Here is a 17062-nt window from a genome sequence, read left to right on the forward strand (position 1 = left end):
ATTTTAACTGAACTAAATATAAGAATTTTTCTACAAATATTCCTACAGAATTTTAGCATTTATTTCCAATTCAGTTTATTAATCACGAAGTTGTATCATGCGGCTCCCATTGGCTTCCAATAGCTCTACCAACAATTTTTCATCTTTTGAAGGCACAAATTTGGAATACACATAGACAAAGCGCAAGGCTTGTCCCCTTCTGATTTTATCGGGTCTGGCATAATAATAGATCGGTTCCAGTGGCAGGCTTTGAAAAGAGGCATTTTTTCTACTGTCTCCTGTGATTTTATACATCCTAAGGTAGGCTAATTGAAAATCAACAGCTGAATTGTTTTTTATTTGATAGACTACATAGACCTGGTTTTTGTGATAGTTCAGGCTTTCCATTTTAAGGACAATTCCTTGGGATCGCCTAGCGGCTCTGGCAGCCGAATGTCTTGACAGGTAGTATTGGGCTCCTTTTTTAAAGTAAGCCTGCGCTAGCTTTATAGAATCACTTTGCAAGGGAAGATTTCCACTGTTTTTAATGACTTTCATTTGCATCCCGGTTTCCTTTCCAATGGAATAAGACGGCGATATAAAGTAATGCGTCTTTGCTAAGTTTTTTTTATACTTTAAATAATAGGAATACACCTGACCGTCTTGGGTAATAACCAGCAGGTTACTGGAGAACCCGCCTTGGCCTTGCAAAAGGCCCAGGTGTTGTGGTTTTTCTCTGTTATAGGAAAAGGTAAAGTTTGCACTTCCGGTGATCCCTTGTCTAATGGGGCTAGGAAAGATTAGCGCCACATTCATATACTCATTAGTATAAAGGGTATCCAAGGCTTTTTGCGACCACATGGTAAGGGGTAATAGTAGTATAATTGTTTTTACAAGTACTGGTTTCATAGTGAATTATTTAGATGGCTGGATAGGTTTTAATACCAGCTGATGGTTATGATAAATGGTATTTTTTATTTTACGATTGTCTTTACGAAATACGTTTTTAAGTCCGCCCAGCTGTGGTAAGGAAGGAATATTCACCTCTTGCAACACCTGATCCACACTTTGGGCACTGACCTGGGCCTGAAGGCTGTTTTTAATATAAATGCCCTGGTTACCATCCAGCATGTCAAAGGACATAAGATGAGCCGGTTGATAATCTATAAAGTCAACCTCTAGCTGGGCTCTGTTCTTTTTTAAAGTTACAAAGCCATAGATCAGCGTATGCTGATCCAGTCGCCTTCCTCTTATGGTAGCAGGCTTTTGAAGTCTCAGGATAATACGGTCTTTGTTTTGCACGGTTTGCTTGCCATGGACCACGACATAGATATAGGGATCGGTCTTTGCCAGGGAATGATCCTGCCAAAAAAGCTTTGGCACGGTATAGAACTGGCTATGTTTTTTGAGTAGTTGTTTCTCTGTAGTAACCGACTGTTTTCTTCCCTTAGCCTCAGTGGAATCAAGGTCCCCAGGCAAAGTTTCTTGCGATGTTTTAGTATAAGTATCATAAGCAGTTTGATAGAGCTTACTTTGATAAATACTATCGATTGAATTTGCCCTGCTGATTCCCTCCAAATCGGGATGAGAGTAACCTGATGAATCCATTTTGGTCTGCTCATACATATGAGGGAGATCCACCCTTCGGGGTTGTTCAATGGCATCCACCGCCTCTAGCCTATTATCAAAAGACTTGGAAGGTTCTTTTATCTCGGGCAGCTCAGGACCCGTAAGGGTTTGTGATTGCCGATCCTCTCCATTTAGGTAGATGGCATAGGAGGCGATAAAAAGTATAACTGCCAATATCAGGCCTGCAAAGATCCATTTGTTTTTATTTATTTTCATCTGATAACTTTTTTAACTGGTTTTCATAAAATTCAGTAATGAGCAGACCATGGGTATTTTCCGGGAAACTACGCGAGGTCGGCTGCAGCGCTCCACTTGTTATAAGCTGGTAGTGATCTGTTACGGCTCCCCTGTGCACCTCAAGCAGGACTTTGGTCTGAAATCGATAAGGTTGAGCAGAGAGGTCTACATAAGAGGAGACCTCTCGAACATGCTGTTGCAAGGCATATTGCAATAAGCGGTTATAGAGTCCATCTGCCTTTTTTTGTTTGTAGAGCTGATCAACCGAACTATCTCCTAACCACAAAGCTTTTTTTAGTTGGTTTTTATAATTAGCCGGGGTCAGCCCATAGAAATAACGATGAAACAAATCCAGGTGGGCCTTGGCCTCTACCTCCAGGGTTTCCTTTTGACTGACCAGTTTCAGGGGAATTACCTTGCCATGGGTATTGACCATAAAGGCTGAATTAAGCATTTGGTTATTCAGGCGATAGATGGTTGTAAGGGCAAAAATCATGCTGACAAAGGCCATGATAACTACTGCCAGCACAACAATTCTATTGATTCTAAGTACGCGATAAATATTCATGTAAGGAGTTTTCATAGACTTATGTATTGATCATGTAACAAACATTCTAAAGGTGAAGGTGATGGCTCTACGATAGAGTTTAAATTTCAAAAAGACGATAAACCCTATGGTCCCTAATTGTACAAGGGGCTCCCATATACCGGGTTCGGTTCCCGGTCCCACCAGGTTGGGCCAAAAATTAGTGATCACCTCCTGGTAGAGGTTATTGATAAAGACATTTACCAGAAAAAAGGCGGGTACCATCATATAGACAGCTGCATATAACTTAAAGTAGCGATAGCCCATTTCCCTGAATTTCTCAAAGACAGCCATACTAATCACCAGCGGAAAGAAGGCCTGCATGAGTCCCAGAAGAAAAAAGCGTTCTGCCAAAAAAAGCGGATATATAAACAAATCCATCAGCCACAAAAACAGCCCAAGGATAAAGGCTACTATTTTCATGGGATAAAGAGGAGTCACCAGGTATTCATAGAGCATGCTGAGGGCTTTGGTTCCGGCCTCTACAAAATTGATGTCTTGTTGCAGTTCCATCTGTTGAAGCTGTAAGGGAACCAATGCTGGTGCGGTATCGCGGTATTGGCTTTCAATAGCCACCAGAATTCCATCAAAAAACTCCAGGATCTGGGTGGAGAAAACTACCAATAAAACAATGGCAAAATTTTTAATAAGATCTGAGGGAGTAAGTCCCCAGGTATACCCGCTAGCCTGGGTGGCCCCTTCATAGTACTTTTTAAGGATATTGACCAAAAAAAGCACCACAGCCAGGACCTTTACCCCTCCCATGGTATACTCCGAGAAGTCACTTTGTTTGATGGTATTAAAAACAGCATCTACATATTCAAGACCTATGGACTCCATGGCTATTCATAATTATTTGCCCTGTTATTGACCTGGTCCTGAAGCTTGCGAAAGGCGATGATGCTTTGGTAGCGTTTTCTCTTAAGTTTTATTTCAGCCACCATTTCTCTAGAGCGCATCTTTTGTGCCTCCAGTAGCGACAACCGTTCGGCATCGGTCATTTCCAGGTAATTACTTTTGAGTAGTTGCTGCATAAAGGACAATTCCTCCAGGGAGGTAATAATAATGCTATTAAAGGCCATGGACACCTGATCAATTTCCTTTGCCCGGATATACTGGGAGCTTAATATTTCCTTTAGATCGGTACGCACCAGCTCGTAGAGCTGTTGATTGTTCTGTACTATCTCCTGTACGGCCCTTAGTTGTTTAATGGCATTGTTTACCTTTTCGATACGCTCCTTTTGTTGCTTGAGAAAGTCTACGGTTTTAATCAGTTGTGAGGTCTGTTTAGCCGACTCAATAAGTTGTTTGGCCAGAGATATAAAATTGGTATTATCATAAACCGGTAGGCCCTGTGCCGAAGTATCACCAGCGATCAGCAGCATTAGAAAAAGTAACAGTAAACTCCGCCTTATTTTTGTTTTCATGTGATCTGTTTTTTAAGGTTTATAAATTCTTTAATGGCCTTTTCCATGGAATTATGTTTTTGATAAAGACCCATTATGGTATCATTTTCTTCTCCATCGGTCAGGTAAGCGGCGTACACCTCAGGAGGCACCTCCAGGCGATACACATTACTTTGTGAGCCCACCTTGATGAAGATTTCGGTATATTTCTGATCTGCGCTTAACTGGTTGCGAATCGATTTTAATTGATTCAGATCGTGGTTGGAGAGTTGCAGCCTTTGTTGCAAGGGATCATATCCTTTTTCATTTCTCAGGCTATAGATCACCTGGGTATTTTCAAGGATACTGGCAGCGGTACTGTTTTGTGGCAGCTGATTGATTGATTGCAGAATAATACCGATGGCTCCATTGTGTTTACGAATGGCCTGATAGTAAAACTCCACGCTTTCCAGCACGTTGTCGAACTTGAGTTGTTTGGCAAATTCATCAAAGAGGATCATTCCCTTTTCGGTCCGGTTTCTCCAAATGGTCCGCTCTATGGCTGATTTAATAAGCTTGAGCATCACCGACAGCAGTTCTTTATGATCCTTGACCTGGTCGAGTTCAAAGATGATAATGCGTTTATCTTCCAGCTGATAGGATTGATCTTGGGTATGATCAAAAAGAAAGCTGTATATCCCCTTATTGACGTACTCCGACATCACGTGGAGAAATCCAGATACATCAAAGTAATCTGAGTGAATCTCTAGTTTGCTAAGCAGGGATTCTCTTTGGGATTCAATAAAGTTATAGAAGCCTTGCAGGCTATGCCCATTGTTTACCTGATGGTAATACGCCTTTAAAATTCTTTTAAGGGCAACGGCCTGGTATTTGGATAAGCTCCCCTGAGGGATATACAATTGAGCCACAAAAGCCATAAGATCCTCCAGGATATCAGAGGAGAGCTCAATCTCCGGATTTTTATAAAAAGGATTAAACCCCAGGCTTTTTCCCTGTTGATATCGAATTACGATATGATCATTGGGATAGAGTTTGGCGAATTTGGTATAGGAGCCTCCCAGATCGATAATAACCAGGCGAATGCCCTGCTCGTAATACTGCCTGAGTATATTATTTGCCAGAAATGACTTGCCTTCCCCGGTGGGGGCGAAAATGGCAAAGTTGCGGGCTTTTATCCGCTTTTTCCTTTCATCCCACACATCTTTTAATACCGGAAGGTTATACTGGCGATCATTAAAGATCACCCCAGTGGTATCGGAGCGATAATTAGTGGTATTGATCCAAAGGCAGAGTGCATGTTTTAGATCGGTCACATAGAGATCATCGGGGCGAAAATTAGAAACATGACAAGGAAAAGAATTTAAATAATAGTGCTTGCGAGCTTCTCCTGTGGGGTAATACCCTTTAATGTCCAATGCTTTTAAGGAGGTCTTGACCCTACTGCCAATGTCTTTTAATGCTTTTAATTGTGAATGCCAGTAAACTACATTGAGATGGCCACGAATGATTCTGCTGTTATCATCGCGATTGATTTGATCGAGGATACCTCTTATTTTCTCCAGGATCAATTTATTCTGTGATCCAAAATTAACGCTCTTTTTTAGCTCTTCTTCTCTTTTCTCAAGTAGGGTTCTCCAGCGGTGTTTATCATCAAGGCATATGATCTGATTTACGATATGGTTTGCTTTTAAGTCCAATCCCAGGCCATCGATAAACCCCTGGTGAAAAACAAAATCATCACTAGAGAAGAAATCATTAACCACACTGGGTTGTATGGTTTCACCAAATAGGCGCTCATTGTTTATGGCAAGGATATCAAAAAGGTGATCTCCTATTTGAAGGTTGGCAGCGCTAAGTTCAATATCGGTATCTACATCTGAATTATAGCCATTGAAATAGTCTTTGCAATGCGCTGTAACCTGCTCTTTAGAAAGCGGATGTAGTTTGACCTTCCCATTACTATTGATAAATGAAACCGTATCCCTTACGACCTGTTTAAACTTTTTAGCTGATTCTTCTAAATGCAATGGTATGGAAGGCTCCACTTTTCGAAACGGGTTACGGTATTTGGAAGCGTTCAAGGCTTTGTTTGCGCTCCACACAAAGAACAGGTAGCTCTGATGCACCATATGGGTTCTTCCCTGGAAGTAGTCACAGGTGGCCTTGGCTAAAAACGAGGTTTGAGGGAGGTTTTGAGGGTTGTACTTTTTAATTAAATAGAGGTCTTGCTTGTGTATGATACATCTTGGTGGCAAGGATTTAAAGGCCTGAAACCACTGTTGATGCAGTTTTGAAAAGTCATCTTTTGAAAGCGAATACACCTCTGGAAGCGATAGGGTAAATCCCAAGGCAAGATTCCCATTGGAGCCGTAAACCAGGTTATCTTCGATGTGAGCTATAGGATGATATGCATTTAGATTAATCCTCATAAGACAAGAGGTTTATTTGCTTATTGGAAATGGTCGATGGAAACACCTTTTTCAAATGAAAAAGTCCGGGTGATTGAACCAGCTTGAGTAGGGTAAAGTATAAAAGCAGGTTCAAGGTTATCAGTGCTAGTATAATCCCCAGGCTAAAGGAGAATATGATCACCAGCAGTGATCCCACTACTGCTATCATCAACAGGGCAAAAAGGGATACGGGCAATCCAAAAATCAATGCACCTTTTCGGATATCTCTATAGACCTTATAAGTTTTCATACTACAATGCCTATGAGATAAGTGAAGATTCCCACTACTGCCCCGGCAATAAGCACAAATACAAGTACCCTTGTTATTCCGCGTTTAAGATCTGCATTCTCACCAAAGAAGTGTCCTGCGTTGAATAAAAAACCCACAAGAAATATCACCCCGAGAATAATGGGAAATACTGCCCGAATGGTATCAGAGATATCATTCACCGAATCTTCGATTCCCCCTATCTGGGCAAAAACGGGAGTAAAACTCCATAGAAAAATGAGTAAGCCATAAACTATTTTTTTCATAACTGTTCTATTTGGATTGGTTGGACTGATGGTTTTTAACAAACAAAACCATCAGTGTTATTGAACTTGTTATGAAGCTATGAAGTACGACTAAGAGGGACCGAAATGGCTAAATTTTTAACATAGTGATCCTGTCATAATTTTAGAATTATTACTCAAATGTAAATTTTATTGCATTTTTAATACAAAACGAATTACTACTCTAAAACGCTCATTAATTGGTGGTTTAAATAGAGTTTCTCTTTACCCACTTTTTCAGATTTTAAAAACCCGGCCTTTTCAAGTTCGATCAAATAATTACCCACAGTTTTAGGCGTTCCTAATTGGGCATCAATCAGATATTGTCGTTTTGTATATGGCAATCTAAAAAGAATTTCTACTAAGTCTTTAGAATAAACTTTTGGTAATTTTGATTTGATATCTTCAGCCATGGAATGCATGAGATCAGTAACGGTCTTTATTCTTTGCAATCCCTTTTTAGCTGTAAATTCAATCATTTCCAGCATATAAAGAATCCAACCTTCCCAATCATTTTTTTCTGTAACATTTCTCAGTTTCAGATAATAATCTGATTTATTCTGTATAATATATTCACTAAGGTATATTGCAGGGGTATCGAGTAATCGTGAAATTTTTAAATATAATAATAATAAGATACGCCCTGTTCTGCCATTACCATCGCTAAATGGGTGAATAGCCTCAAACTGATAATGCATTAAAGCCATTTTAATCAATGGATCTATTTCGCTTTGCTGGTTTATAAAAGCTTCCAAATTTGCCAATTTATCTCTAATTATAGCCTCTCCCGTTGGTGGCGTATATATAACCTCCCCATTTTCACTTTTGAGTGCGGTCCCAGGGGTGGTTCTTATTCCAGCATTGTTCTTTTTTATGCTTTGAACAATTTCGATACATAAATTTGTGGTAATAAATGGTTTTTCTTCCATTATTTTGAGTCCTTTCCATAGGGCTTCTTTATAGCTCAAAACCTCTTTTGTAGCAGGGTTTTCAAACTTTTTTTCCGCAACCACAGCTTTATATAAATCGTCATTGGTGGTAATAATATTTTCGATCTCAGAACTAGCTTTGGCTTCTTGTAAATGGATTGAATCTAAAAACAAGTTTGGATTGGGTAAGTTGGTAAGCATTCCGTTGAGTTGGCCAAGTGCTCTACTGGCAGTAATGGTCCTTCTTAATACTGCAGTAGTTTCAAGGGTATGATTCGGAGGCAATAATGGCAAGTCATTATATGGTATTTCTCTCTTAAATTTAACCATTTCGATAAGGGTAATATTTACATCGGTTATTTAAACAAGAGTAAATATATGAAAAAATTACCCTCGTTATAAAATTAAGCGTAAATATTACCCTTGTAAATATTTGAAAGAAATCAAAAAGTACAAACAACTTTTAATGCTTATTACGCGATAAGTACATCCAAAGTATAGGATGGCTACTGGCCTGTTCTAAATCACTTTTTAAAGAATTAAATACCGGCCATTGTGCTCTATTATTTGACCAAATTCCTTTACGTATCATTCCACAATTAATAATATGATCAAAGAATGACGGGGAAAGCAGTATATAATCTTTCTGTTTGATATTAACTCCTTTTCTATAGGCGCCTAAACTAAAATACTGCCTGTCTTTACCCCTGTCCATGCTTACCTTAAAAGAGGGATGCTTGGTAATTTCTTTAAGATTGGACGCTCTTATTAACGGAGCTAACGTATGGCAATATGAGGGAACACCAAAAGTTCCAACAATTATAATGTTTTCATTTCCTATTTCCTGCAAACTGCTATAAACCTCTTGGAGTTTACCTGATTGTTTTAGCCGCAACTTATCGGAAGATTCCTTGTCCCTATGCTGATCCACAAAATACCCAGATGCTATCAAAAAACGTTCTCCAGATGTATTCCTTATTTTAAATAATTGCAAATGTTGATCAAATAAGGGTTTATGTTCTTGATCTAAAACATGTGCAAAGTTCATTACCGATTCAATGCAGTAACCCTTTTTAACCATAATTGCCATTCCGATACCTTTATAATCATTACCTTCTACTGACAATATGTGTTCATACGGAGCGTCCATAAATTTTGACAAGTAATCCCGGTTGAATTCCACCAGGCTTGCCCGATCTTCCACCTCTTGTAGAATTAAAACATCAGGGTTAACCTCTGCTATTACCTTTGCCTTATTTATAATAGCCTGCTCATTAATAGGAACCGATCCAAGTTTAATCCATCCATTCCAGTCGGTTAAACTATTGGCTTTATAGTCCAGTGAATGATTTCTTTTACGTATGTAAAGGGATCCTTGCCGTCTGCGCATCACCACGTATGGCTCTGAGGCTGCTTTTTGAAAACCCAACAAAAAAGATAATTCCCGCATCCTTGAGTAATCCCTATCTTTTCGTTGCTTCTTTAGTAGTAAGGTTTCGAATTCTTCCCTCCAGCGTTTAAGAGATTCGCTCATTGATTGTTCTACCAGGCTTCGATCTCTGTGAAATATATTCTGAATATTATAAAATGCTATTTTCATTTGTAGTAGATTTAAAATTTAACTTTACCTTCTTTTATCCTTGGAAGTTGCATGAAAACTTACTAAGTTAAACATCCTGCGCATCCGGCTTCTAACCCTGTTTCCATAGCGTTCTTCCAGTTCATCGGCATTAAGATTGGTGGTAATGTGGGTGCGTATCCCATGTTTTTCGAATAATTCATAACGGGAGATTAAGATCTCTCCCATTACGTTACAATCCTGTCCGTAGTATCTCCCTTGAGGTTCTACTCCAAGGTCATCAAAACAGTAAAAACCCTGATTTCCATAGTCCTGAATCACTTTATATCCCAGGTGATTAAATTCAAAGGCTATATTTCTACAGGGAATTAGTTCATATGATTTTTGATGCGGCACGATATGTCGAAGCAGTTTCATAAGACTGGTCTTCCCACAACCGACAGGACCAGTTAGTAGAAGTCCTTTGTTCATATCCAGATGTAGCTTTTTACAGTTAGCCTCTTCCCGAATAAAATAATTTACCAGCTTGTATATGATCTCCTTATCATCCTCATAAATTTTAAAACCGGGTCCAAAGAGTAATTGTCCTTTTGCATGCAAATAATGCAATACCTTTTTAAAGTCATACAACAGGTGCGTTCCATCATAGGCCCCCAGGCTATACTCTGTATTACCTTCTTTTATTTTACAAGGGTCTGTCATAATTCTTGTTATTATCAATTATCAAATGGTCCTGGTTATGATCCTTGGATGGTTTAAATTTTCCAGCCCTACACATCCAGTTTGTAGCTGCTTGTTTCCAGTTTTCAATTGGCTTAAGGTTCTTGGTCTTCCAACCTGTTTTCTGATAATAGTTATAGAAATTCTCAGCTTCCGAAAAGTGGCTATTACAGTTCTTAAAAAACGCCATTACTTCATGTTCATTTGGTGGTCTTGTTACGTCTTGTTGTTTGTTTGGTTTTACATTAATGGAGGGTAGTCCACTATTGGTATTGTCATGACCATTATTTGACAGGTATGATGATTGAAAACTGATCATCTCCACTTTACTTCCAGGGTAGGGTCTTTTGGAAGGATGGTACTTTAAATATCCCCAACAAGAGAGTTGTTTGATACATTTATGAAAGGTTGTCCTGGAACCAATTTTGGAAATTTGCATTAAAGCTTCTCGCCTGATATAAAATTCGCAGGAGAAATGTTGTTGATTCCACAACTGAAATAAGGCCATGTAAAGACTAATATGAACAGGCTTGAGTCTTTCATCTTTTTCAAACCGGTGGAATACCCCATTTAGATGAGTTATATAATTCATAGAACCAAAAGGTTTTAATCCACTCGATTTTTCTCCATCACTCTATAGATGTCATCCTGATCATAATAGATGAGTCCTCCTATTTTCATATAGGGAATCGTTCCATTTTGTCTGAAGTTTTGAAGGGTTCCCGGGCTAATTTGTAGTTGCTCCATCACATCGGTTGATTTCAGCCATTGTTTCCCGGCAGGCTTTTTGTCCATTAATAGTTCTTTTAGCTCCTGAATAAGTTCTTCTTTAAACACGCGAAGATCATTGGTGGTAATAATTGTTGCTCCCATAATTTGTGAATTTAAATAGCAAAGCCACCTGGTAAACTTTATTTTTTAATATGAATTGACGGCTTTGCAATGATTTGACATTCGTTAGGCAAATTTGGAAGCTTCTATTGGGAATTATTCACAAGGAGCACCCAAGTTGGGAAATTTTTACATTACATAATATATAGGGTAGAATGCATCGAATTAAAGGTTACATTTATATTATCATGATAGAAATCACCTCAAATTAAATGTCTTGTGCAACGGAAGCAAAAACACCCAAGTTGGGTAATTTCAGGCATCTAAATTTTCCATATGTTGATGAAGTGAATTTTTTAATTTATCCAGGAATTTAGTCCGGCGAATTTTACGAGAGCGGATTTCCAGATAAGTCCTGTAATAATCTCCTAAGTCCATTTCTAAAATGGTTTCAAAAGTAAGGGCTATTTCTTTAATATCTGCTGTACCTCGGTTTATGGCACCAGAGGTATGCAGCGCATAAATAAGTTCTATAAGGTCTACTTTATTACTGGTCCAGAAAAGCTTAGGGACAGGCTTATTTAATTCCATTCTCTTTGCAGTCCCTTGTTCAACACCTAATTTTTGAATTTCCTTCCTAAGGTAGGCTATAAGCATATCATAAGCGATTATCATCGCTACAGAACTGTCATGACTGGTAGAAAACTGCTCATCGGTTAAAAAATGAAAAGTATCAGGGTGCAATCTGATATCTGCCTTGCCTCTTAAAAAATATTGATCATCAAAAATGGTTGCTCCTCTGCGGTAATAATGGTAAAATTCAAGATTATCATTAAAATAATCCTGAAGTCTGTCAATATGTTCTTCAAAATATTGTTTTTGGGCTCCATAACTACTTCTAGGACGTTTGCTTTCAATAGTAAAGATTTTAATAAAATAAATGAGTTTACTCAGCACCTGAGGTTTAATATATTTAAAAAAATGCGTTTCACTTTCTTTATTGACAAAACCTTTTTCCAAGACATGATCACGTAGCCTACCTACAACTTCTTTGGTCAGTTTAATGCCTTTTTCAGCCTTGGTAAGGGTATCATCTGTTTCGCTATTTAAACCTTCCAATGCCTGGTCCAAATCTATCAATAAATCCTCATATATTTTCATAGCCGGATGGGGTTCGTGTACTATTGCATTTAACACCTCACTAAAATATATTTTAATATCCATTAAGTTATAGACTCTTTAAATACTATTTTTATTCACGACAACTACCTCCATTATTTCCACTATAGATAATTTCAAAAGGTATATATAAAGCTTTTGAAAAGTTATCTAATTATAGCATCCAATAAGAAAACAATCCTCTCTATTGAAAATGCCTTTGGGCAATACAGTGAGTTTCGATCGATGGGAAGTACCAGTTGTTTTATCAAAGCAACTGAGTTACTCATTAAACAACGAATCGACTTGGTATTTATCAATATCGAAGGGTTTATTGGTGATGCTTTTGCTTTTATGCTAGAGCTCTACTTATATGATGTGGACTTACCACAATTTATTGCCCTTTCATCCACAAAAGAACAGGCTTATAAAGCGATTAAACATGGGTGTTTTGATTACCTCACTACTCCATTATCGACGGCTGAACTTCATAAAAGCATATCACGGTTTCAAAAATCTCACAAGGCTTATAATAATCTTATATGTCTTAAATCCTATAAAGATTACCAATATCTGGATACCAAAGAAATTCTCTTTTTAAAGGCAGATAATAACACAACGGATTTCCATCTTACCAATGGTCATATAATTAATGCCTTTAAAACACTAAAGACCTATGAAAGTAAGCTGCCAGAGTTTTTTAAAAGAGTCCATAAGAGTTATATTATAAATACCTTAAAAGTAAGTCGAATTGATTTTGGCAAAACTTCCTGTTGGCTTCGGGGATATGAAAAAAGGATTCCATTTTCTAAAAAGTTTCACTCTACTATCGAGACTATTCATTCTTCCCTATTCAATGCTTCCTATTAAAATTTTTCTCCCTCTTAAAAATCGAGCGCTCCCTCACAGAAACTACACATTCACTAACCCTATATTTTTTTAACATCAAAAATCTTTTATCACAGGTAAATTCGATACAGAAAGCTGCTTTTAACATTAACATAAAATCATTGTTAATGTTCTGATTGTGCACAATCAAAAAGATACTGGGCCCCAGTAGGCCTATAAACTCATTGTGTAATTAAAAGCAAAATCTCATGAAAATTTTATTAAAATATACCATAGCCTTGATACTTATTTTTTCTGTATTTATCAGTTGTACTCCACCTGAAGATCAAATAGAAAATCAAAACGATCCAGAAGTACTCGCAACAGGAGATAATAATAGTACACATCCTGATAACGATAGGGATTAGAAGTATTTCAACGAAAATTCCTTTTTTCCATTAAGCCTTTAACATAATTTGTTGAAGGCTTTTATTATATTTAAACCTCCCCCCAAATAATTCAGATCCGTGAAGTTATTAAGGTTTAAATATCTTCTGTCTTCACTCCTTTTATGCTTTGTATTGACATTACTGGTTCAATGCCAAACCTCCGAAAAGAACCAAGGAAGTACAAAAGGAGATGAAATATCTATGCTTCTTGATAAGGCAAAAACTAATACCCTCTCCAAGACTCAAAGAAACTATTACCTACAAAAGGTGTATGACTCAAGTCTATTCCTTCAGGATGAGTCGTTAAAACTCAAATATTTAAATGAAGTAGCTTACCAAGCTCAATCTATAAATGATTCCCTGCTATTTAGAGCTTCAAACCAAAAAGCTTTCGTAATAGCTGAGAAATTAAAAGACACCTTTAAACTTGGGGAAATTCACTGGAATTACGGTGCTTTCTTTCTCCAAAAAAGCATTTATGACAGTGCCTATTATCACTACCGTAGGGCTAAAAAGCACTTTATTGCTATGGACCATGCTTATTTTACGGCAAAGATGCGATACAATATGGCGCTTATCCAAAGCAGATTGAACGACTATACCGGAGCCGAAGTGCTATTGTTTAAAGCAATATACACCTATAAAAACCAAAAAAAATACAAACAATTATTTTATAGTTATAATCTACTTGGAGTTATCTACGAAGAGCTGGAAGAATATGACAAGGCAATTGGGTACTATCAAAAAGCTTTAGAGAATTTAGAACATATACCAGACCAATCCTATTTTAATCAGGATATTCAGAATAATATAGGGGTCGTATATCAACAACAGGGGGATCATCAAAGTGCCTTAAACTATTTTAACAGTGCACTTGCAACTCCCAAACTAAGAAGTGAATCGCCTTTTCTTTATGCCCGCCTAATGGATAATCGTGCCTATAGCAAGTTTAAGAGTAACGATACTATAGGTTTACCAAATGATTTTTACAAGGCTCTTCATATAAGAGATAGCATGAACAATATTCCGGGGATTATTATGAGTAGGGTTCATTTATCGAAGTATTATGCCTCTAAAAAAGACACCGCCATAGCTTTACAACATTTACAAAAAGCATATATCCTTTCACAGGAGATCAATAACAATAGTAATTTACTTGAAACACTTGAATTACTAAGTAGAATGGATCCTGAAAATGCCTTAAATTATTTGCATCAATACATTGGTTTGAATAAGAAAATTCAAAACCAGGAAAGACAAACTCGAAACAAATTTACAAGGATACAATATGAAACAGATCAATATATTGCCAAAAACGAACAACTATCTTCTAAAATAAAATGGGTTATAATTGGTAGTATATTAATTATCCTTTTAATAATTATGACTTATTGGTTATATCGACAAAAAGCAGAAAACAAGTTATTACAACTTGAAACAAATCAACAAAAGGCCAATGAACAAATTTATCTACTCACCCTAAGGCAACATGAAAAATTAAAACAAGGACGAAATCAGGAGCGTATCAGGATTTCAGAAGATTTACACGATGGAATTCTAAGTTATTTATTTGCCTTAAGAATCGGATGGGGAAATCTTGATTTAAGGGGGAGCTCGAAAGTTATTAAAAAACATCATTTTAATTTACAGGAACTTCAGCGTATAGAAACCGAAATCAGAACACTTTCCCACGATTTGAGAAACAACCTTATAGAGTATAACAATGACTTTATATTGATGGTAACCAAGTTGATTCAAAATAGAAGTTATTTAGGAAAGCTGGATTATAATTTTAACCACAATGATGATATTAAATGGGAACATATCAATGATTTCATTAAGGTCAACTTATATCATATAATTGAGGAAGGTTTACACAACTGCATTAAACATTCAAAAGCAACCCTAATTAAAATTACATTAGAATACGACCTTAAAAACAATCTGATGTTAGAAATAACAGATAATGGTGTTGGTATTGCCAGTAATCATCATAAGGGACTTGGTTTAAGAAACATAAAATCAAGGGTTCAAAAAATGCAAGGCACCTTAGCAATAACTTCAAATCATAACCACGGGACCACCATATTAATAACGGTTCCAATCAATACAGAGGTATCATGAGCACTAAGCGATTTCACATATTATTGGTTGATGACCACCCGCTTATCACGAACTCCTATGAGGACACCATATGTAAACTGGGTGTTGAAAAAAACGTGGAGTTTCAAGTACAAATTGCACATAGTTTTTCAAATGCAGTAAATGATTTAAAAAAGAAAAAATATGACCTGGTACTTTTAGATATCCATATCCCCGGGGATGAAGCTACCGGGCTTATCTCCGGTGAAGATTTAGGTAGTAAAATCAGGGAGAACTATAAAAGCACTAAAATCATCATATCCACCACCTTTAACGACCATTACAGAATTCAAAGTATTATAGAACAGGTCAATCCCGATGGATTCCTCGTTAAGAGTGATATTACCACAGAGGAATTAAAACATGCTATTTGGCGTGTTTTGACGGCTCCTCCTTATTTCAGTAAAACCGTTACGCATTCCATACGACAATTTATAAGCAATGATTTTGTTCTCGACAAAATTGATCGAAAGCTATTGTATCATTTATCCAAGGGAGCAAACCTACAAACTATCGCAGACCAATTAGGGCTTTCCAGGGCAGCGATTGCCAAAAGAAAGCAGCTTTTAAGAGAGGTTTTTAATGTAGATAGTAATGATAACATGGCTTTACTTGAAAAAGCCAGGGAAAAAGGATTCATTTAAACTTTAATTCAAAGCATATAAAATACACATTTACAATAATACCCCATTAGATACTATGAATAAAATAAGTATTCATTTTGTATACTATACTCCATTTCAAATGATGTAATTTTACAATCATAAAACATCCGGCGTCACTTAAAACTATGTTATTTAATTATGCAAGCGCGCCGATACTTTCCAATTATAACAGAGATCATTTGTTTCCTGTTCATCCTTTTGTTTTCCTATGCAGCCATCAGTAAACTTTTGGATTTTGAGCAATTCAGAATTCAATTGGGTCAGTCGCCTTTATTAACATCTTTTGCCGGATGGGTGGTTTGGGTGATACCCATAGTGGAGCTGATCATAGCATTAATGCTTATCATTCCCAGACTACGGTTGTCTGCACTCTATGGATGTTTAGGCCTTATGGGACTTTTCACCATGTACATTATCGCTATACTTAATTTTAGTGACTATGTACCCTGCTCTTGTGGGGGAATATTAGAAAAACTAGGATGGCAGGAACATTTGATCTTCAATATTAGTTTTACTGTATTGGCTTTAATCGGTATATGGATATATCCTGAAAACGATACCAAACTAAAAACAACATTTCCAGACAAAAAGCAATTTATCTAGATAAATAAGGGGAAGCCGAAAACCTGAAAGAGTAGGCATCATTTAAAATAGTTTAGTTATGAACAAACTTAGAATTTATTTAGGAAGTGCAGCTTTTCTTGTAGCAGTAGTAGCAGCGTTTGCCAGTCAAAATATTGACCAAGAGACTCTTATACAATACTACAAGCAAACCCCTACGGGCTGTACACCTCAAACAGATTGTAGTCCAAATTACACCGGTGATCTGTGTGACTTTATCGTTTACGATAACTTAGGATGTACCAGTGAGGTAGAGGCTTATAAAAAGCCCTGATTAACTATGGAATTGGGAAGATTTTCC

General features: G+C 37.1%; 20 protein-coding genes. 6 read left to right on the forward strand and 14 right to left on the reverse strand.

Annotated features, from left to right (window positions below; translation table 11 throughout):
• Nucleotides 1-78 precede the first annotated feature (78 nt).
• From MQE36_RS14725 to MQE36_RS14790, 14 genes are all read right to left on the reverse strand, one after another.
• Nucleotides 79-888, reverse strand: coding sequence for a DUF4138 domain-containing protein (locus MQE36_RS14725; protein ID WP_242936734.1), 810 nt, complete (start codon nt 886-888; stop codon nt 79-81).
• 6 nt (nt 889-894) lie between these two features.
• Nucleotides 895-1824 carry a conjugative transposon protein TraM gene (traM, locus tag MQE36_RS14730; protein ID WP_242936735.1) on the reverse strand — a complete coding sequence of 310 codons (930 nt, stop codon included), beginning with the start codon at nt 1822-1824 and terminating at the stop codon, nt 895-897.
• Nucleotides 1811-2428: a conjugal transfer protein TraK gene (locus tag MQE36_RS14735; protein WP_242936736.1), complete on the reverse strand. Its 618-nt coding sequence runs from the start codon at nt 2426-2428 to the stop codon at nt 1811-1813. The genes traM and MQE36_RS14735 overlap by 14 nt, the downstream gene beginning before the upstream one ends.
• A 15-nt stretch (nt 2429-2443) precedes the next feature.
• Nucleotides 2444-3271: a hypothetical protein gene (locus tag MQE36_RS14740; RefSeq protein ID WP_242936737.1), complete on the reverse strand. Its 828-nt coding sequence runs from the start codon at nt 3269-3271 to the stop codon at nt 2444-2446.
• Nucleotides 3272-3273: 2 nt separating this feature from the next.
• Nucleotides 3274-3858 carry a conjugal transfer protein gene (locus MQE36_RS14745; RefSeq protein ID WP_242936738.1) on the reverse strand — a complete coding sequence of 195 codons (585 nt, stop codon included), beginning with the start codon at nt 3856-3858 and terminating at the stop codon, nt 3274-3276.
• On the reverse strand, nt 3855-6266 hold the full coding sequence (locus MQE36_RS14750; RefSeq protein WP_242936739.1) for a TraG family conjugative transposon ATPase: 2412 nt from the start codon (nt 6264-6266) through the stop codon (nt 3855-3857). Before MQE36_RS14750 ends, MQE36_RS14745 begins: the two co-directional genes overlap by 4 nt.
• Nucleotides 6256-6537 (reverse strand): hypothetical protein, encoded by a 282-nt coding sequence (locus MQE36_RS14755; protein ID WP_242936740.1) that lies wholly within the window; start codon nt 6535-6537, stop codon nt 6256-6258. The genes MQE36_RS14750 and MQE36_RS14755 overlap by 11 nt, the downstream gene beginning before the upstream one ends.
• Nucleotides 6534-6821 carry a hypothetical protein gene (locus MQE36_RS14760; protein WP_242936741.1) on the reverse strand — a complete coding sequence of 96 codons (288 nt, stop codon included), beginning with the start codon at nt 6819-6821 and terminating at the stop codon, nt 6534-6536. Before MQE36_RS14760 ends, MQE36_RS14755 begins: the two co-directional genes overlap by 4 nt.
• 197 nt (nt 6822-7018) lie before the next feature.
• Complete coding sequence (locus MQE36_RS14765; RefSeq protein WP_242936742.1) at nt 7019-8098, reverse strand: Fic family protein; 1080 nt, start codon at nt 8096-8098, stop codon at nt 7019-7021.
• 133 nt (nt 8099-8231) lie between these two features.
• Entirely contained in the window at nt 8232-9368 is a 1137-nt protein-coding gene (locus tag MQE36_RS14770; RefSeq protein WP_242936743.1) for an exonuclease/endonuclease/phosphatase family protein, read from the reverse strand.
• A 24-nt stretch (nt 9369-9392) separates the two neighbouring features.
• A complete protein-coding gene (locus MQE36_RS14775; RefSeq protein ID WP_242936744.1) occupies nt 9393-10049 on the reverse strand; it encodes a P-loop NTPase family protein in 657 nt (218 codons plus the stop codon).
• Entirely contained in the window at nt 10033-10659 is a 627-nt protein-coding gene (locus tag MQE36_RS14780; protein WP_242936745.1) for a hypothetical protein, read from the reverse strand. Before MQE36_RS14780 ends, MQE36_RS14775 begins: the two co-directional genes overlap by 17 nt.
• A 14-nt stretch (nt 10660-10673) precedes the next feature.
• Nucleotides 10674-10940 (reverse strand): helix-turn-helix domain-containing protein, encoded by a 267-nt coding sequence (locus MQE36_RS14785; RefSeq protein ID WP_242936746.1) that lies wholly within the window; start codon nt 10938-10940, stop codon nt 10674-10676.
• 273 nt (nt 10941-11213) lie between these two features.
• Complete coding sequence (locus MQE36_RS14790) at nt 11214-12122, reverse strand: RteC domain-containing protein (protein ID WP_242936747.1); 909 nt, start codon at nt 12120-12122, stop codon at nt 11214-11216.
• 93 nt (nt 12123-12215) lie between these two features.
• On the opposite strand from MQE36_RS14790, the gene MQE36_RS14795 reads away from it, so the two are divergent.
• From MQE36_RS14795 to MQE36_RS14820, 6 genes are all read left to right on the forward strand, one after another.
• Nucleotides 12216-12926 carry a LytR/AlgR family response regulator transcription factor gene (locus tag MQE36_RS14795; protein WP_242936748.1) on the forward strand — a complete coding sequence of 237 codons (711 nt, stop codon included), beginning with the start codon at nt 12216-12218 and terminating at the stop codon, nt 12924-12926.
• Nucleotides 12927-13153: 227 nt separating this feature from the next.
• The gene (locus tag MQE36_RS14800; protein ID WP_242936749.1) at nt 13154-13312 is read left to right on the forward strand and encodes a hypothetical protein; all 159 of its coding nucleotides are present in this window, start codon (nt 13154-13156) and stop codon (nt 13310-13312) included.
• A gap of 99 nt (nt 13313-13411) precedes the next feature.
• Nucleotides 13412-15457: a tetratricopeptide repeat-containing sensor histidine kinase gene (locus MQE36_RS14805; protein ID WP_242936750.1), complete on the forward strand. Its 2046-nt coding sequence runs from the start codon at nt 13412-13414 to the stop codon at nt 15455-15457.
• The gene (locus MQE36_RS14810; protein WP_242936751.1) at nt 15454-16119 is read left to right on the forward strand and encodes a response regulator; all 666 of its coding nucleotides are present in this window, start codon (nt 15454-15456) and stop codon (nt 16117-16119) included. The genes MQE36_RS14805 and MQE36_RS14810 overlap by 4 nt, the downstream gene beginning before the upstream one ends.
• A gap of 159 nt (nt 16120-16278) precedes the next feature.
• A complete protein-coding gene (locus tag MQE36_RS14815; RefSeq protein WP_242936752.1) occupies nt 16279-16743 on the forward strand; it encodes a MauE/DoxX family redox-associated membrane protein in 465 nt (154 codons plus the stop codon).
• A gap of 58 nt (nt 16744-16801) precedes the next feature.
• A complete protein-coding gene (locus MQE36_RS14820; RefSeq protein WP_242936753.1) occupies nt 16802-17035 on the forward strand; it encodes a DUF6520 family protein in 234 nt (77 codons plus the stop codon).
• Nucleotides 17036-17062 lie beyond the last annotated feature (27 nt).

The sequence above is a fragment of the Zhouia spongiae genome (assembly GCF_022760175.1).
Lineage (GTDB): Bacteria > Bacteroidota > Bacteroidia > Flavobacteriales > Flavobacteriaceae > Zhouia > Zhouia spongiae.

Excerpts from the sequence above, each read along its gene's own strand:
- MQE36_RS14725 (WP_242936734.1), bottom strand. The coding sequence starts at position 888 with ATGAAACCAGTACTTGTAAAAACAATTATACTACTATTACCCCTTACC.
- traM (WP_242936735.1), bottom strand. The coding sequence starts at position 1,824 with ATGAAAATAAATAAAAACAAATGGATCTTTGCAGGCCTGATATTGGCA.
- MQE36_RS14735 (WP_242936736.1), bottom strand. The coding sequence starts at position 2,428 with ATGAAAACTCCTTACATGAATATTTATCGCGTACTTAGAATCAATAGA.
- MQE36_RS14740 (WP_242936737.1), bottom strand. The coding sequence starts at position 3,271 with ATGGAGTCCATAGGTCTTGAATATGTAGATGCTGTTTTTAATACCATC.
- MQE36_RS14745 (WP_242936738.1), bottom strand. The coding sequence starts at position 3,858 with ATGAAAACAAAAATAAGGCGGAGTTTACTGTTACTTTTTCTAATGCTG.
- MQE36_RS14750 (WP_242936739.1), bottom strand. The coding sequence starts at position 6,266 with ATGAGGATTAATCTAAATGCATATCATCCTATAGCTCACATCGAAGAT.
- MQE36_RS14755 (WP_242936740.1), bottom strand. The coding sequence starts at position 6,537 with ATGAAAACTTATAAGGTCTATAGAGATATCCGAAAAGGTGCATTGATT.
- MQE36_RS14760 (WP_242936741.1), bottom strand. The coding sequence starts at position 6,821 with ATGAAAAAAATAGTTTATGGCTTACTCATTTTTCTATGGAGTTTTACT.
- MQE36_RS14765 (WP_242936742.1), bottom strand. The coding sequence starts at position 8,098 with ATGGTTAAATTTAAGAGAGAAATACCATATAATGACTTGCCATTATTG.
- MQE36_RS14770 (WP_242936743.1), bottom strand. The coding sequence starts at position 9,368 with ATGAAAATAGCATTTTATAATATTCAGAATATATTTCACAGAGATCGA.
- MQE36_RS14775 (WP_242936744.1), bottom strand. The coding sequence starts at position 10,049 with ATGACAGACCCTTGTAAAATAAAAGAAGGTAATACAGAGTATAGCCTG.
- MQE36_RS14780 (WP_242936745.1), bottom strand. The coding sequence starts at position 10,659 with ATGAATTATATAACTCATCTAAATGGGGTATTCCACCGGTTTGAAAAA.
- MQE36_RS14785 (WP_242936746.1), bottom strand. The coding sequence starts at position 10,940 with ATGGGAGCAACAATTATTACCACCAATGATCTTCGCGTGTTTAAAGAA.
- MQE36_RS14790 (WP_242936747.1), bottom strand. The coding sequence starts at position 12,122 with ATGGATATTAAAATATATTTTAGTGAGGTGTTAAATGCAATAGTACAC.
- MQE36_RS14800 (WP_242936749.1), top strand. The coding sequence starts at position 13,154 with ATGAAAATTTTATTAAAATATACCATAGCCTTGATACTTATTTTTTCT.
- MQE36_RS14810 (WP_242936751.1), top strand. The coding sequence starts at position 15,454 with ATGAGCACTAAGCGATTTCACATATTATTGGTTGATGACCACCCGCTT.
- MQE36_RS14815 (WP_242936752.1), top strand. The coding sequence starts at position 16,279 with ATGCAAGCGCGCCGATACTTTCCAATTATAACAGAGATCATTTGTTTC.
- MQE36_RS14820 (WP_242936753.1), top strand. The coding sequence starts at position 16,802 with ATGAACAAACTTAGAATTTATTTAGGAAGTGCAGCTTTTCTTGTAGCA.